Genomic DNA, 15104 nt, shown 5'->3' with positions numbered 1-15104 from the left:
GCGGTTTTCTTTCCGGTCGATCAGGGTTTACCCGGCATTAACCAGCCGCGCGGTAGAGATGATTCCGTAAGACGGCGAGGTTGCGATGCCAGAAGAGTTTCATCCTTCCACTCACCCCCCACTCCCACCCACCACGGAAGATGAGCGGGTGTCGTGGCTTCGCCTCTTGCGCTCCCGGCGGGTCGGTCCTTCGACCTTTTATCGCCTCATGAAGGAACACGGCTCGGCCCAGGCTGCGCTCGAAGCGTTGCCAGATATCGCTCGCGCCGCCGGTGTCGAAGATTACACCCCCTGCCCGCCCGAAGTCGCGCTGGCCGAACTGCGCAAGGCGCAAGCGACCGGGGCGCAAATGATCTGCGTCGGAGCGCCCGACTATCCCGCTGCGCTGCTTGACCTGTCCGACCCGCCCCCGATCCTGTGGGCGATGGGCGATCTCGGCCTTTTGTCGCGTGACAGGATCGCGATGGTCGGTGCGCGCAACGCGTCCTCCCTTGGAACCCGGATGGCGCGCGCGCTCGCGCTCGACCTCGGCAAACAGGGGTTCGTGACCGTTTCGGGCCTTGCCCGCGGCATCGACACCGCGGCGCATCTTGCCTCGGTCGAAACCGGAACGATCGCTGTCATGGCCGGCGGTGTGGACATCATCTATCCCGCTGAAAACACCACGCTTGCGGAAGACATCGCCGCCAGGGGCCTGCGCCTGTCGGAACAACCGATGGGCCTGACGCCGCAGGCACGGCATTTCCCGCGCCGCAACCGGCTGATTTCGGGGCTGGCGCGCGCCGTCGTTGTGGTCGAGGCCGCGGCGAAATCGGGTAGCCTGATCACCGCGCGCGATGCGTTGGACCAGGGGCGCGAGGTGCTCGCGGTGCCCGGCCACCCGTTCGACGCCCGCGCGGCCGGATGCAACATGCTGATCCGCGATGGTGCGACACTGATCCGCCGCGCCGAAGACGTGATCGAGGCCCTGCCCGCCCGCGACATCGACCGTCATCTTGGCGAGAGCGCGCCCGTCCAGACCGAAATCCCCGTCCCACCGCCGCAAAAGCGCAGCCTGCGCGAAACGGCGGCCCTGCACGGCCTGATACTCGACCGGCTCGGGCCGTCACCGTTGGCCGAGGATCAGCTGATCCGCGACCTCAAGGCCCCGGCCCAGGCCGTGGCCCCGGCATTGACCGACCTCGAACTGGAGGGCCGGATCGTGCGCCACCCCGGCGGTTTGCTTGCCCGCGCCACCTGAACACACCTTCCGAGCAAAGCGACCGTCGCCACGGGAACCCGCAGCGCCCTGCCCCGTCCTTTCCACCTGCCCCGGCACCCCGGCATACCGTCGGTTTCCGTTTTGATGAACGCCGATGCTCTGATACGGCGCATTGACAAACGAGCCATGCACCCCACATGGTCCGCCGCCACAGCCCCAGTGCCGAGTCGAAAGGAAGCCGCATGCCCGTCGTTGTTGTCGAATCCCCTGCCAAGGCCAAGACAATCAACAAGTATCTGGGTTCCAACTACACCGTTCTGGCGTCCTACGGCCATGTGCGTGACCTGCCGCCCAAGGACGGTTCGGTCGACCCGGAACACGATTTCGACATGAAATGGGAAGTCGGCAGTGACAGCCAGAAACATGTGCGCGCCATCGCCGAGGCCCTCAAGAACGACAACGAACTGATCCTCGCAACCGACCCCGACCGTGAGGGCGAGGCGATCAGTTGGCACCTGAAAGAGGCGCTGACCAAACGCCGCGCCATCAAGAAGGACACCGACGTGCGCCGCGTCACCTTCAACGCCATCACCAAGGCCGCGGTGACCGAGGCGATGCAGCATCCGCGCGACATCGACGCCCCGCTGGTCGAGGCCTATCTCGCGCGGCGGGCGCTCGACTATCTGGTCGGCTTCAACCTCAGCCCCGTCTTGTGGCGCAAGCTGCCCGGTGCGCGCAGCGCGGGACGCGTGCAATCGGTCTGCCTGCGGCTGATCGTCGAGCGCGAGATGGAAATCGAGGCATTCCGACCCCGCGAATACTGGACCGTCAAGGCGCTTTTGGCGACACCGCGCGGGCAGGAATACGAGGCACGGCTGACCATCCTCGCCGGCAAGAAGCTTGACCGTTACGATATCGAGAACGAAACCCAGGCCGAGCTGGCGGTCCAGGCGATCACCAGCCGCGACCTGACGGTGAGCTCGGTCGAGGCCAAGCCGGCAAGCCGGAACCCCGCCGCGCCCTTCATGACCTCGACCCTGCAGCAGGAAGCCAGCCGCAAGTTCGGCATGGGCGCGCGTCAGACGATGAGCGCGGCACAGCGGCTTTATGAGGCGGGTCACATTACCTACATGCGGACTGACGGGATCGACATGGCGCCCGAGGCCGTGCACGCGACCCGCGACGCGATCAAGGATCGTTACGGCGCCGAATACGTGCCCGACAGCCCGCGCATGTACAAGAACAAGGCCAAGAACGCGCAGGAAGCGCATGAATGTATCCGCCCCACGGAAATGAAAAAGGATGCCGCCGCGCTGAAACTGTCGGACCCCGATCAGCGCAAGCTCTATGACCTGATCTGGAAACGCACCATCGCCTGCCAGATGGAGGCCGCGCGGCTGGAGCGCACGACGGTCGATATCGCCAGTGGCGACGGGCAGGTCGGGCTGCGGGCCACCGGGCAGGTCGTTCTGTTCGACGGGTTCCTGCGCGTCTATGAAGAAGGCCGCGACGACAGTGTCGTGGATGACGACGACAAGCGCCTGCCCCAGATCATGCAGGGCGAAAAGGCCGAAAAGCGCCAGATCACACCCGACCAGCATTTCACCCAGCCGCCGCCGCGCTATACCGAGGCGACGCTGGTCAAGAAGATGGAAGAGTTGGGCATCGGACGCCCCTCGACCTATGCCTCGATCGTGACGACGATCCAGGACCGCGAATACGTGCGCAAGGAACAGAACCGCCTGATCCCCGAGGACAAGGGCCGCATCGTCACCGTGTTCCTGACCAATTTCTTCCGCCGCTACGTGGAGTACGATTTCACCGCCGCGCTGGAGGACGAACTCGACGAGGTCAGCGCAGGTCAAATCGACTACAAGCAATTGCTGTCGCGTTTCTGGCGCGATTTCTCGACCGCGATCGCAGAAACCTCGGAGCTGCGCATCACCGAGGTGCTGGATGTTCTGGACGACGCGCTGGCCCCCACGCTCTACCCCCCGCGCGAGGATGGCGGCGACCCGCGCGCCTGCCCGCTTTGCGGCGAGGGGCAACTGCATCTGAAAACCTCGCGCACGGGCGGTTTCGTGGGGTGCTCGCGCTACCCTGAATGCCGTTACACCCGGCCTATCGGCGGCGATGCGGCCGAATCCGGTGACCGGGTGCTGGGCGAAGATGAAAACGGCAACGAAATCAGCCTGCGCTCGGGCCGGTTCGGGCCCTATGTCCAGCGCGGCGAAGCGACCGAAGAGAACAAGAAGCCCGACCGCGCCAGCCTGCCCAAGGGCTGGAGCGCGGACGAGATGACGCTGGAAAAGGCGCTGACCCTTCTCAGCCTGCCGCGCGTCGTGGGCGACCACCCCGAGGGTGGCACGATCACCGCAAATTTCGGGCGCTACGGGCCATATGTGGCACACCAGTTGCCGGACGAGGCAAAGCCCGTCTACGCGAACCTCAAAGATCCTGCTGACGTGTTCGAGATCGGCATGAACCGCGCGGTCGAACTGCTGGCCGAAAAGCGGGCCAATCCCGGTGGGCGCGGACGCGCCGCCGCCAAGGCGCTCAAGGAACTGGGAGATCACCCCGACGAAGGCGGACCGGTCGCCGTGATGGACGGACGATATGGCCCCTATGTCAAATGGGCGAAAATCAATGCCACCCTGCCCAAGGACACCGACCCCGAAAGCGTGACCATGGAGCAGGCCATGCAGTTGATCGCCGAAAAGGCGGCCAAGAAGGGCGGCGGGCGCAAGAAAACCACCCGCAAGACAGCCAAGAAGGGCTGACTACCGAAAGTATGCAACGGCATGCGATGCCCGCGGAATCGTTGACACCGTCACCCACAGACTGCATGACAAAGCCAACGACGGTTTGAGGGAGACACAAATGAAGAAAGTCTACAAATCGGCTGCCGACGCATTGGACGGTGTGTTGCACGATGGCATGCTGATCGCTGCTGGCGGCTTTGGCCTTTGCGGCATCCCCGAACTTCTGATCGATGCGATCGTTGACAGCGGCGTCAAGAATCTGACCGTTGCGTCGAACAACGCCGGCGTCGACGATTTCGGCCTGGGCAAGCTGCTTGCCTCGCGCCAGGTCAAGAAGATGATGTCCTCTTACGTGGGTGAAAACGCGGAATTCATGCGCCAGTACCTGTCCGGCGAGCTTGAGCTGGAATTCAATCCGCAGGGCACGCTGGCCGAACGGATGCGCGCCGGCGGTGCCGGTATTCCGGGCTTTTACACCAAGACGGGTGTGGGCACGCAGATCGCCGAGGGCAAGGAAGTCAAGGTTTTCGACGGTCAGGAATATATCCTGGAACGCGGGATCTTCGCCGACCTGTCGATCGTGAAGGCATGGAAGGCCGACACCACCGGTAACGCGATTTTCCGCAAGACCGCGCGCAACTTCAACCCGCCGGCAGCCATGTGCGGCAAGGTCTGCATCATGGAGGTCGAAGAGATCGTCGAGCCAGGCGAGCTCGATGCCGATGCGATCCACCTGCCCGGCATCTATGTCCACCGCCTGATCCAGGGCGAGCACGAAAAGCGCATCGAACAGCGTACGACGCGCCCGCGCCCCGCGGCCTGACAACGGGGAGCTCCTTCGGTGCACGACGAAGAACTGGATATGGTGCTCGGTGACAGCGATGTGCTGATCGGGTTTTCGCGGCTCAGCATCGCCATGGTAATCACCAATCCGGCACTGGAAGATAACCCGATCATCTATGTCAACGACGCGTTCGAGCGGACGACCGGCTACAACCGGTCGTCGGTCATCGGGCGCAACTGCCGTTTCCTGCAAGGGGACCGGACGGACAAGCGCGACGTCGATCAGATCCGCGACGCGATCGCAAAAGCCCGCGACGTGTCTGTCGATATTCTCAACTACCGCTCAGACGGCACCCCGTTCCAGAACCGGCTCATAATTGCGCCGATCAAGAACGACCAGGGCGTGCCGATCTATTTCCTGGGTATCCAGAAGGCGCTGATGCCAGGCGACCGCGCATCCGACAACCAGATCGAGATCCGCGATCTCGAAATCGTCGTCAGCCGCGTCGAAAAAGACCTGGCCCTTATCCTGGGCAGCCTGCGAACGCTGAGCGGCGCCGAAGACGCGAAGGGCCTGACGCATGAGGCCGAGGCGCTGCCGCGCCGCCTGGAATGTCTGCAGCTTGTCTATGAAGAGATGAAGCTCTCGGATCGCAGGGTCAACGACGGTTTCATCGACCTTGGAAGCCTGCTCAGCCGGATCGCGAACGCGATCTCGTTCCACGAAGGCCGGGTCGGCATCCGTTTCAACCAGTTTGTTGAACCGATTTCGGTCAACCTGGAAACCGCCACGCGCATCGGCCTGGTGATGTGCGAGGTTCTGACGAACGCGTTCCAGCATGCATTCCAGGGGATGCAGCAGGGTTACGTCGAATTGCGCGTGACCGAGCTCGCCGCAGGTGGGCTCAGGATCATGGTGTCGGACGATGGCGTGGGCTTGCCCCCGTCGATCGACTGGCCCAATGGCGCAACCATGGGCGGGCGGCTGATCTCGCAGCTGCTCGAAGGACTGGACGCAACGATAAACGTGGCCCGCGGGGCCGCCGGCACCGTGATCATGATCGATGTGCCGGTGGGCTTTACGGACCAGTAAGAGGGGAAGAAGTCGAAATGCCTTGGGACAGAAACGAAATGGCCGCCCGCGCGGCACAGGAACTGGAAGACGGGATGTACGTGAACCTGGGGATCGGGATTCCGACCCTTGTGTCGAACTACATCCCCGAAGGCGTCGAAGTGACCCTGCAATCGGAAAACGGCATGCTGGGCATGGGCCCCTTCCCTTACGAAGGGGACGAGGATCCCGACCTGATCAATGCCGGCAAGCAGACGATCACCGAATTGCCGCACTCGGTCTATTTCGACAGCGCCACCAGCTTTGGCATGATCCGTGGCGGCAAAATCGCGATGGCGATCCTCGGAGCGATGGAGGTCAGCGAAAAGGGCGATCTGGCCAACTGGATGATCCCCGGCAAGCTGGTCAAGGGCATGGGCGGTGCGATGGACCTCGTGGCCGGTGTCGGCCGGGTCGTCGTCGTGATGGATCACACCAACAAGGCGGGTGAGTCCAAGGTTCTGAAGGATTGCACCCTGCCGCTGACCGGCAAGGCCGTGGTCGATCGCATCATCACCAACCTTGGCGTTCTGGACGTGACCCACAAGGGCCTGCACATCGTGGAAACCGCCCCCGGCGTCACCCGCGAAGACCTGATTGCCGCGACCGACGCGACGATCGTCTGATCGGTCCCGCACAAGAAACCGAAAGGGCCGCCGTCGCGCGGCCCTTTTTCATGATCCAAGATTGAAGACGCAGCCATCCGAGATCAATTCGGGCGGCGTCTTGCACAGGGCCCGCGCCACGGCAAAGGCAGCCAGTACCTTGGGCACATAGTCGCGGGTTTCGGCATAGGGCGGCACGCCTGCGTGCTTTTTCACGGCGTTCTCGCCCGCGTTATAGGCCGCAAGCGCCAGGATCGCATCGCCCTGGAACTCCTTGAGCAGCCAGTCGAGATAGGCAACGCCACCCTTGATGTTCTGATCCGGGTCGAGGCTGTCGACGACGCCGAAGCGTTCGGCCGTGGCCGGGATCAGTTGCATCAGCCCTTGCGCACCGGCACCGCTGACGGCATCGGCGCGGCCGCCGGATTCGACAGAGATGACCGCCAGGGCCAGCGCCGGCGACACGCCGGTGCCCACGGTGTTCAGCAAAAGCGGCGCTTTTTGTTCACGCGCGATGCGCAACAGGTCGCTCAGCCGCGGTGCCGCAACCCCCTGCCCGTCGGGAGGATTGGACAGCTTTGTCAGGGCCGGCTCCAATCGGGCGGGACCGACATCCTCGTTCCCGGGTGAAATCACGTCCCAGAACCAGCCATACCGCGCGTCTGCGGGCGTGGTGGGATCGGGCGCGGGGGCAGCGGCCTCGACCGCCGGCGCAGCCTGCGGCTCGATCTGCGGCAGGGTTGGCCGCTCACCCTTCTTGGGGGGCGCGATCCGTTTGAAAGTGAAATCGGGAAAAGGCTTCGGCGCCTCGGCGAGAACGCCGCCAGCCCCGGCAAGGGCCATCATGCCAGCCAGAATCCACGCGCGGTACATTTTTTCTGCCGCCTTTTTACTGCTCGTTACAGAATCATAGGCAGAATCAGGTGCAAAAAGCCAGTTTGCGCCGTGCGCTTCGGCGGCAAACCGTTGCATAAACGGCATGAGGATGGGATCGGAAAGGTTCCCGAAAATTATTTTTCCCTTTCAAATCATATAATTAGAAAAATTCCCCACCCAAACCTCGCACGTTTCCAAAATGGTGCGAATGCCGCCCAAATCATGCCCGATTCCCTTGGCTAATTGTCGCCATACCAAGACGGCGATGGGCCAGTTGAGAGTAGCGCCCATCAAATTACCGGCTCGGTAATGAACCTGAGCAACCTGATCCTTTGGAGGGACGAACCATGATCAAATTCTTCAAGAACTTCCGCAAAGACGAAGACGGCGCCGTGACGGTGGACTGGGTCGTGCTGACCGCAGCCGTGGTTGGCCTGGCAATCGTGGCCTATGGCGCCATCGAAGACCAGACCGAACTGCTGGCAGCTGACGCCGCAGGCAACATCGCAGGCGAAATCGGTCAGTAATGACCGATCGCCACCTCCTTGCGGGGGTGAGCGGCTTGACAGAAAAGGGTCGTTCGTATCGCGAACGGCCCTTTTTCTTTGTTTGTGCAATTACTTAGAGGAAAAACACGATCTGCCGAATTGTGACCGAGTTTTGGCAAGATACCCTGAAAAGGCCCCCAAATTGCCTTTCTTCACGCTCGCCACACCCAAATCGTGCCGCATTTAGCTTGGATAACGGTTCCATGCCGTACCGGGCCTGCCCAGAGGGAAAAGGGGCTGGTCCATAAAGGTGCGGTGGGCAACCTGAGTAACTGATCCTTTGGAGGGATACAAAATGATTAAATTCTTCAAGAACTTCCGCAAAGACGAAGACGGCGCCGTGACGGTGGACTGGGTCGTGCTGACCGCAGCCGTGGTTGGCCTGGCAATCGTGGCCTATGGCGCCATCGAAGACCAGACCGAACTGCTGGCAGCTGATGCCGCAGGCAACATCGCAGGCGAAATCGGTCAGTAATGGTGGCTGGCGCATTGCGCCACACCTGACGGAATTCGAGAGGGGCCGCCTGCAAAAGCAGGTGGTCCCTTTTCTTTCTTACCCGCGAAAAGCCTTGTGTTTACCCGTATTTCGATCCGTCAGAACCAAATTTCTGCCCAAATCGCATGTCACTCAATATGCAACCTGAATCGATGCACGAGGAGAGAGAACCGACAGCACGACGATTTCAGGGCGCGTTGATAGTTTAATCCCACGGAGGGTGTGATGTTGAAACTTGCTAAGCGGTTCCTGCGCGACGAGAGCGGCGCCGTCACTGTTGACTGGGTCGTCCTGACCGCGGCTGTCGTCGGCCTGGCAACCATCGCCTATATCGGCATCGAGGACCAGACCGAGCTTCTGTCCGCAGATGCAGCGGCGAATATCGCCAGCGAGATCGGCCAGTAAACCGGTACGACAATGGACGCCCCGGCCCCACGGCCGGGGCTGTTCCACCCCTTGAGGCAGTGAACGGCAACCGCTGGCCCTTCGGGCGCAAAGCGAAATCAGGCATCGCAGATACGTCTGTGCCATGCCAAAACAAATGAGGAAACAACATGCGGGTAGTCTTTGGTTTGGTCTTGATCGCCGGCCTCGCACTTGCCGGTTTCGCGGTCTACATGGCCAAGAATTACATCGCGAGCTACCAGGCAAAACTGGCCGCCGCGAATGCCGTGAAGGAACAGATGGTCAAGACCATCCCCGTCTTCGTGGCAGAACGACAACTGAAATACGGTGAGCAACTGACGCGCGAAGACGTGCGCCAGGTCCGCTGGCCCGAAGACGCCATCCCCGAAGGCGCCTTCATCAAGGAAGAAGAGCTGTTCCCGGCCAATTCCGACGAACTGCGCACCGTCGTGCGGAGCATGGAAAAGGACGAGGCGATCATGGCGCTGAAAGTGACCGAACCCGGTCAGGATGCCGGCATCACCTCGCGGCTGGAGCGCGGTATGCGCGCCTTTGCCATCAAGGTCGATGTCGCAAGCGGCGTGTCCGGCTTTCTGATGCCCGGCCACCGTGTCGATGTCTACTGGACCGGCGAGGTCCAGCGTCCCGGCGCCGCGCGCAACAGCGAAAGCCGCAGCGAAGTGACCAAACTGATCGAAACGGCGGTCAACGTCATCGCGATCGACCAGTCGGCCAACAGCGAAACGACCGGTGCCACCATCGCGCGCACCGTCACGGTGGCCGTCCGCCCCGAACAGGTTGCGAGCCTGGCATTGGCACAGACGACCGGCCGCCTGTCACTGGCGCTTGTCGGCACCAACGACGACACGATCAGCGAAGCGATCGAAATCGACCAGGCAAAGCTGCTTGGACTGGCAGCGGCCCCCGTTGTAGAGGAAGAAAAGAAGGAAGAGGTCTGCACAATCCGCACCCGTCGGGGCGCAGAGGTTGTCGAGCTTCCGATCCCCTGCACCAACTGATCGGCCTGTAATAGATGCGTGCAGAGCGGGCGATCGGGCAACCGGTCGCCCGCTCTCCTTTAGGCTGTTGCCACATATCCACATGAGTTTCCGAACGGAACAGCTTGATTCTTGCAAAAAAACTGCAATTCGTGCATGGTCGACAGCAATAAGGTCGAAACGGCCACATAAATGCAGCGTGATCGGAGAGGCAGGTCACATGAAAATCGAGAAGCTTTTGAAGGCGGCTGTGACCGGCTTTGCGCTTGCGGCCATGCCGCTTGCAATGACCAGCACAGCCCAGGCAGAGACGATCCGCGTGGTCAAACGCGGTACCGCAAGTGACCTGAATGTTCCCATGAACCGTGCGGTCGTTGTGGAAAGCGAAATTCCTTTCGCCGAACTCAGCATCGCCAACCCGTCGATCGCCGACATCTCGTCGCTCAGCGATCGCACCATCTATGTTCTGGGCAAATCGCCCGGTCTGACGACACTGTCGATCTTTGACGCGAACGGCCAGTTGATCACCAACGTGGATGTCCGCGTGGCCGCGGATGTTTCCGAGTTCAAGGAACGCATCCGCCAGATCATGCCCGGCGAAAAGATCGAAGTGCGCACCGCCAATGACGGGATCGTTCTGTCAGGCACGGTTTCGAGCACCGCCAAGATGGAGCGCGCGCTGGAACTGGCGGAACGCTACGCACCCGAGCGCGTGTCGAACCTGATGACGGTCGGCGGCGTTCAGCAGGTCATGCTCAAGGTCCGCTTCGCCGAGATGGAGCGCAACGTTTCCAAGTCGCTCAGCGCCTCGCTGGCCCTGAACGGCAGCACGCTCGGCGGCGACCTGGGCGTGTCGGGCGGCACCAACACCGCCGCGAACGCGGTGTCGCAGCAGAACTCGCTGGCCGGCACCATCCCGCAGACCAGCGAACAGAACGGCGCGATGCTGTTTGGTTTCAACGCAGGGTCCGTCGAAGTCGGCGTTCTGCTGGAAGCCCTTGAAAGCAAAGGCGTTATCCGCACACTGGCCGAACCCAACCTGACCGCGCTGTCAGGACAGGAGGCCAAGTTCCTGGCCGGTGGCGAATACCCCGTCCCCGTCAGCCAGAGCGACGGCCGCGTGACCGTGGCGTTCAAACCCTTCGGGATCGAACTGAACTTCATCCCGCGCGTTCTGGACGACAAGCTGATCAACCTCGAACTCGAAGCTGCGGTGTCCGAACTCGACCCGACGCGCGGGTTCGAACTCAACGCCTTCAAGATCGACGCGTTCAAGCGCCGCGAAACCTCGACCACGGTCGAACTGCGCGACGGCGAAAGCTTTGCCATCGCCGGCTTGCTCAAGGACGACTTCCGCGACCTGAACGGCCAGGTGCCCTGGCTGGGTGACATCCCCGTGTTGGGCGCACTGTTCCGCAGTGCCGAATACCAGCGTTCCCAGTCCGAACTGGTGATCATCATCACCGCGCATCTGGTGACGCCGACCCGCGGCGAGGCGCTCAGCCTGCCGACCGACCGGGTCAAGCCGCCGTCGGAAAAGGATCTCTTCCTGTATGGCCGCGTGCAGAACAGTACCGGTGGTCAGCGCCAGCTCAAGGGTGCGGCCGGCGAAGTCGCCAAGCAGGACTTCAAGGGTTCCTACGGCTACGTGATGGATTAAGAGGAGACAAGGCAGATGTACAAGCTCATCGCATTCAGCGGCCTTGTGGCCCTCACCGCCTGCAGCGAAAGCATGGTGCGGAACTCCAGCTTCTGGCGCGAGGCCGGCATCCTGCACAACGACGCGGATTTCGGCAACGCGACGATGAACAACATCCAGATCCAGAACGGCGAGAAAAGCTATATCGTCGGCCTGTCGCAGAGATTTGCCCGCGAAGTTACCTCGATGGTGAATTTCGAGTTCAACTCGGCGGCACTGGATGAAAACGCCCGCGCGATCCTGCGCCGGCAGGCCGATTGGATCCGCCAGTTCCCCGAAGTGCGGTTCCGCGTCTACGGCCATACCGACAAGGTTGGTTCGAACGCCTACAACAAACGCCTGGGCATGCGCCGCGCGCAGGCCGTCGTGGGTTATCTTTCGACCCTGGGCATCACGCGCAACCGGCTCGAGGCGGTGGTCAGCTTCGGCGAAACCCAACCGCTGGTCGTGACCGAAGGGCGCGAGCGCCGCAATCGCCGCACCGTGACCGAGGTTTCCGGCTTTATCGGGCGTCACCCCACGGTGATGGACGGCAAATACGCCGAGATCATCTACCGCGAATACGTCCAGAGCGCGACCGCCCGCACCGGCCTGTCCGGCATTCAGGGCGCCGACCTCGCAACAGATCAATAACAATAATCAAAACAACAAACTGGAGGGCGGGCTGAACAATTCAGCCCGCCCTTTCTTATCGTCAAAAGATAACGCACAATTTCGATTTTTTGGCCGCAATCTCGCCCACATTCTCACTCATCTTCCAAGCTGAGAGAAAAGCGGCCCCGACGACTCGGGCACGGGAAACCTGAGGTTCGGGCACGTTGTCCGCGCCTCCTCGTGACCCGATGAACAAGGATGTGAGGCAAATGACGAGTAACGCGCAACTTCAGCCGGAATCCAATCCGATCCTGGCATGCACGATCTCCCGCGACGTGCAGAACTTCGATCTTCTGATCGAGGACATGGAAGCGGCCATGGGCGAAACCTGGGGCGACCTGGGGTTTGCCGAGTCTCTTGCCTTCTTCGGTCAGCCCGAAGCCGAGAACCTGGAATTCGTCGCCCTCGCCGTCGACGCCGAGGATGAAGAGAACCTTGTCATGCTGGGCGAGATCATCGCCCGCGCCAAGGCCAACGACGTCAAGGTCATCCTGATCGCCGAAGACGTAAGCCCCGCTGCACTGCACCAGTTGTTGCGCCAGGGTGCGGACGAATTCGTGCCCTACCCCCTGCCCGAGCTGGAACTCCAGGCCGCGATCGACCGGCTGCGCGCCCCTGCCCCCGAACCCTATGCGGAATACGACGGCGAAGACGAAGCCCCGCGCCCCAAGCGATTGTCCGGCACGTCGCGCGAAGGTGTGGTCATGGCCGTGCATGGCCTTGCCGGTGGCTGCGGCGCCACCACGATGGCCGTCAACCTGGCCTGGGAGCTGACGCAGGTCGCCAAGAAGGGCGAAACGCCGCCCAAGGTCTGCCTGATCGATCTCGACCTGCAATACGGCTCGGCCGCGACATATCTGGACCTGCCCCGCCGCGAGGCGGTGTTCGAGCTTTTGTCGGACACCGAGTCCATGGATGGCGAAAGCTTCAACTCGGCCATGGTCGGCTACGAGGACAGCCTGCAGGTTCTGACCTCGCCCGCCGAGATGATCCCGCTCGACCTGATTACATCCGACGATGTCCGCCGCATCATCGAACAGGCGCGTCATCATTACGATTACGTCCTCGTCGACATGCCGCACACGCTGGTTCAGTGGACGGAAACTGTTCTGAACACGGCGCACATCTATCTTGCCATGATCGAACTCGACATGCGTTCGGCGCAGAACACGCTGCGTTTCAAACGCCTGCTGCAATCCGAGGACATGCCCTTTGAGAAACTGCGCTTCGTTCTGAACCGTTCGCCCAAGTTCACGGATCTGAACGGCAAGAGCCGGGTCAAGCGCATGGCCGAAAGCCTGGGTATCTCGATCGAACTGCTGATGCCCGATGGCGGCCGCCAGGTGACGCAAGGCGCCGACCACGGACAACCGCTTGCGCTGAGCGCGCCCAAGAACGTGCTGCGCAAGGAGATCGCAAAGCTAGCCCAAAGCCTGCACGAGCTGGGCCAGAGCGAAACCGAGGCAGCCGCCTGACGAATCCGAGGATCTGAAGCATGTTTTCGCGCTACAAGAAACCGAACGCCCCCGAACCGGGCGCAGCACGTTCTGCGGCCCCTGCCGCCAAGGCCGCCGCGCCGGCACCCGCGGGTGCAAAACCGGCAGCGGCCCCTGCCCCCAAGGCGCCGTCGCAGCGCAAACCGATGGCCAAGGCGCCCGCCCAGGCGGGCCCCGCCGATAAGGAACGCAAACGCAAGGAACGGCTTGGCGAGATCAAGCTGGAACTGCACCGTGCGCTTTTGGACAATCTCAACCTCAGCGCCATCGAAAGCGCGACGGAAACGGATCTCAAGACGGAAATCTCGGCCATCGCGTCCGAGGTGCTGTCTGAAAAGGGTGTCGTTCTCAACCGCGAGGACCGCATCACCCTCAACCAGGAACTCTATGACGAAGTGCGCGGCCTCGGGCCGCTCGAAACGCTTCTCAAGGACGACTCGGTCAACGATATCCTCGTCAACGGCCCGCACCGCATCTTCGTGGAACGGTCCGGCAAGCTGGAAATGACGGACATCACCTTCAAGGATGAACGCCACCTCCAGCGCATCATCGACAAGATCGTCAGCGCCGTGGGCCGGCGCGTGGATGAATCGAACCCCTATGTCGACGCCCGTCTTGCGGACGGGTCGCGTTTCAACGCGATGGTGCCGCCGATCGCGGTCGATGGCAGCCTGGTCTCCATCCGTAAGTTCAAGAAGGAAAAGCTTGGCGTCGACGACCTCGTGGCGTTTGGCGCCTTTTCCGAGGAAATGGCCGCCTACCTTCAGGCCGCCGTCGCGACCCGGCTGAACATCATCGTGTCGGGCGGGACCGGTTCGGGTAAGACGACGACGCTCAACGCGCTGTCGTCGTTCATCGACAACTCGGAACGCATCCTGACGATCGAGGACACGGCCGAACTTCAGCTGCAACAGACCCATGTCGGCCGGATGGAAAGCCGCCCGCCGAACGTCGAGGGCAAGGGCGCGGTGACACAGCGCGACTGTCTGCGCAACGCGCTGCGGATGCGCCCCGACCGCATCATCGTCGGCGAAACGCGCGGCGAGGAAGTGATCGACATGCTGCAGGCCATGAACACAGGCCACGACGGGTCGATGACGACGATCCACGCCAACAGCGCCCGCGACGGTGTCAGCCGTCTGGAAAACATGATCGCGATGGCCGGGATCGAAATGCCGATCAAGGCCGTGCGCAGCCAGATCGCCAGCGCCGTGAACGTGATCGTGCAGGCCAGCCGCCTTCAGGATGGCAGCCGCCGCATGACCTCGATCACCGAGATCACCGGCATGGAAGGCGACGTGATCGCAATGCAGGAAGTGTTCCGCTTTCAGCGCGTCGGCCTGACCCCGGAAAACAAGATCATCGGCCATTTCACGGCCACAGGCGTGCGCAGCCACTATTCCGAACGCTTCCGCCTGTGGGGCTATGACCTGCCGGCCAACATCTTCGAACCGATCGCAGCGGAGTAAC

At 62.1% G+C, this 15104-nt stretch carries 14 protein-coding genes; 13 read left to right on the top strand and 1 reads right to left on the bottom strand.

The genetic code is table 11. The features are described from left to right. Positions 1-85: 85 nt before the first annotated feature. From dprA to BLT50_RS09970, 5 genes are all read left to right on the top strand, one after another. Positions 86-1240 (top strand): DNA-processing protein DprA, encoded by a 1155-nt coding sequence (gene dprA / locus BLT50_RS09990; protein ID WP_090028524.1) that lies wholly within the window; start codon positions 86-88, stop codon positions 1238-1240. A 203-nt stretch (positions 1241-1443) separates the two neighbouring features. Continuing rightward, on the top strand, positions 1444-3981 hold the full coding sequence (topA, locus tag BLT50_RS09985) for a type I DNA topoisomerase (protein WP_090028627.1): 2538 nt from the start codon (positions 1444-1446) through the stop codon (positions 3979-3981). Positions 3982-4081: 100 nt separating this feature from the next. Further along, complete coding sequence (locus BLT50_RS09980; protein ID WP_090028523.1) at positions 4082-4786, top strand: CoA transferase subunit A; 705 nt, start codon at positions 4082-4084, stop codon at positions 4784-4786. Between the two features lie 18 nt (positions 4787-4804). After that, complete coding sequence (locus BLT50_RS09975) at positions 4805-5839, top strand: PAS domain-containing protein (protein ID WP_245723347.1); 1035 nt, start codon at positions 4805-4807, stop codon at positions 5837-5839. Between the two features lie 17 nt (positions 5840-5856). After that, positions 5857-6483 (top strand): 3-oxoacid CoA-transferase subunit B, encoded by a 627-nt coding sequence (locus BLT50_RS09970; protein WP_090028522.1) that lies wholly within the window; start codon positions 5857-5859, stop codon positions 6481-6483. A 48-nt stretch (positions 6484-6531) separates the two neighbouring features. Here BLT50_RS09970 and BLT50_RS09965 read toward each other — a convergent pair whose 3' ends face one another. Then, entirely contained in the window at positions 6532-7335 is an 804-nt protein-coding gene (locus BLT50_RS09965; protein ID WP_090028625.1) for a lytic transglycosylase domain-containing protein, read from the bottom strand. A gap of 350 nt (positions 7336-7685) precedes the next feature. Between BLT50_RS09965 and BLT50_RS09960 the strand changes: the two genes are divergently transcribed. The 8 genes from BLT50_RS09960 (at position 7686) to BLT50_RS09925 (ending at position 15103) form a co-directional block, all read left to right on the top strand. Beyond that, positions 7686-7865, top strand: coding sequence for a Flp family type IVb pilin (locus tag BLT50_RS09960; protein ID WP_090028521.1), 180 nt, complete (start codon positions 7686-7688; stop codon positions 7863-7865). Positions 7866-8181: 316 nt separating this feature from the next. Beyond that, positions 8182-8361 carry a Flp family type IVb pilin gene (locus BLT50_RS09955; protein WP_090028521.1) on the top strand — a complete coding sequence of 60 codons (180 nt, stop codon included), beginning with the start codon at positions 8182-8184 and terminating at the stop codon, positions 8359-8361. Positions 8362-8607: 246 nt separating this feature from the next. Next, complete coding sequence (locus BLT50_RS09950) at positions 8608-8787, top strand: Flp family type IVb pilin (protein ID WP_090028624.1); 180 nt, start codon at positions 8608-8610, stop codon at positions 8785-8787. Between the two features lie 149 nt (positions 8788-8936). Further along, the gene (gene cpaB, locus BLT50_RS09945) at positions 8937-9806 is read left to right on the top strand and encodes a Flp pilus assembly protein CpaB (RefSeq protein ID WP_090028519.1); all 870 of its coding nucleotides are present in this window, start codon (positions 8937-8939) and stop codon (positions 9804-9806) included. A 199-nt stretch (positions 9807-10005) separates the two neighbouring features. Then, the gene (locus tag BLT50_RS09940; RefSeq protein ID WP_090028518.1) at positions 10006-11445 is read left to right on the top strand and encodes a type II and III secretion system protein family protein; all 1440 of its coding nucleotides are present in this window, start codon (positions 10006-10008) and stop codon (positions 11443-11445) included. Positions 11446-11460: 15 nt separating this feature from the next. Beyond that, entirely contained in the window at positions 11461-12117 is a 657-nt protein-coding gene (locus tag BLT50_RS09935; RefSeq protein WP_090028517.1) for an OmpA family protein, read from the top strand. 230 nt (positions 12118-12347) lie between these two features. Continuing rightward, positions 12348-13613 (top strand): CpaE/TadZ family protein, encoded by a 1266-nt coding sequence (locus BLT50_RS09930; RefSeq protein ID WP_090028623.1) that lies wholly within the window; start codon positions 12348-12350, stop codon positions 13611-13613. Between the two features lie 20 nt (positions 13614-13633). Then, complete coding sequence (locus BLT50_RS09925) at positions 13634-15103, top strand: TadA family conjugal transfer-associated ATPase (RefSeq protein ID WP_090028516.1); 1470 nt, start codon at positions 13634-13636, stop codon at positions 15101-15103. Position 15104: the final 1 nt, after the last annotated feature.

Origin of the sequence: Lutimaribacter saemankumensis, assembly GCF_900100005.1 — a bacterium.
GTDB classification, from domain to species: domain Bacteria; phylum Pseudomonadota; class Alphaproteobacteria; order Rhodobacterales; family Rhodobacteraceae; genus Lutimaribacter; species Lutimaribacter saemankumensis.
Note: the sequence above shows the minus strand (reverse complement) of the source record. Positions and strands in the feature narration are given on the sequence as shown.

What these genes read in the sequence shown, in the direction of transcription:
- BLT50_RS09935 (WP_090028517.1), top strand. Translation starts at nt 11,461, where the DNA reads ATGTACAAGCTCATCGCATTCAGCGGCCTTGTGGCCCTCACCGCCTGC.
- BLT50_RS09940 (WP_090028518.1), top strand. Translation starts at nt 10,006, where the DNA reads ATGAAAATCGAGAAGCTTTTGAAGGCGGCTGTGACCGGCTTTGCGCTT.
- cpaB (WP_090028519.1), top strand. Translation starts at nt 8,937, where the DNA reads ATGCGGGTAGTCTTTGGTTTGGTCTTGATCGCCGGCCTCGCACTTGCC.
- topA (WP_090028627.1), top strand. Translation starts at nt 1,444, where the DNA reads ATGCCCGTCGTTGTTGTCGAATCCCCTGCCAAGGCCAAGACAATCAAC.
- BLT50_RS09925 (WP_090028516.1), top strand. Translation starts at nt 13,634, where the DNA reads ATGTTTTCGCGCTACAAGAAACCGAACGCCCCCGAACCGGGCGCAGCA.
- BLT50_RS09960 (WP_090028521.1), top strand. Translation starts at nt 7,686, where the DNA reads ATGATCAAATTCTTCAAGAACTTCCGCAAAGACGAAGACGGCGCCGTG.
- dprA (WP_090028524.1), top strand. Translation starts at nt 86, where the DNA reads ATGCCAGAAGAGTTTCATCCTTCCACTCACCCCCCACTCCCACCCACC.
- BLT50_RS09955 (WP_090028521.1), top strand. Translation starts at nt 8,182, where the DNA reads ATGATTAAATTCTTCAAGAACTTCCGCAAAGACGAAGACGGCGCCGTG.
- BLT50_RS09970 (WP_090028522.1), top strand. Translation starts at nt 5,857, where the DNA reads ATGCCTTGGGACAGAAACGAAATGGCCGCCCGCGCGGCACAGGAACTG.
- BLT50_RS09965 (WP_090028625.1), bottom strand. Translation starts at nt 7,335, where the DNA reads ATGTACCGCGCGTGGATTCTGGCTGGCATGATGGCCCTTGCCGGGGCT.
- BLT50_RS09930 (WP_090028623.1), top strand. Translation starts at nt 12,348, where the DNA reads ATGACGAGTAACGCGCAACTTCAGCCGGAATCCAATCCGATCCTGGCA.
- BLT50_RS09950 (WP_090028624.1), top strand. Translation starts at nt 8,608, where the DNA reads ATGTTGAAACTTGCTAAGCGGTTCCTGCGCGACGAGAGCGGCGCCGTC.
- BLT50_RS09980 (WP_090028523.1), top strand. Translation starts at nt 4,082, where the DNA reads ATGAAGAAAGTCTACAAATCGGCTGCCGACGCATTGGACGGTGTGTTG.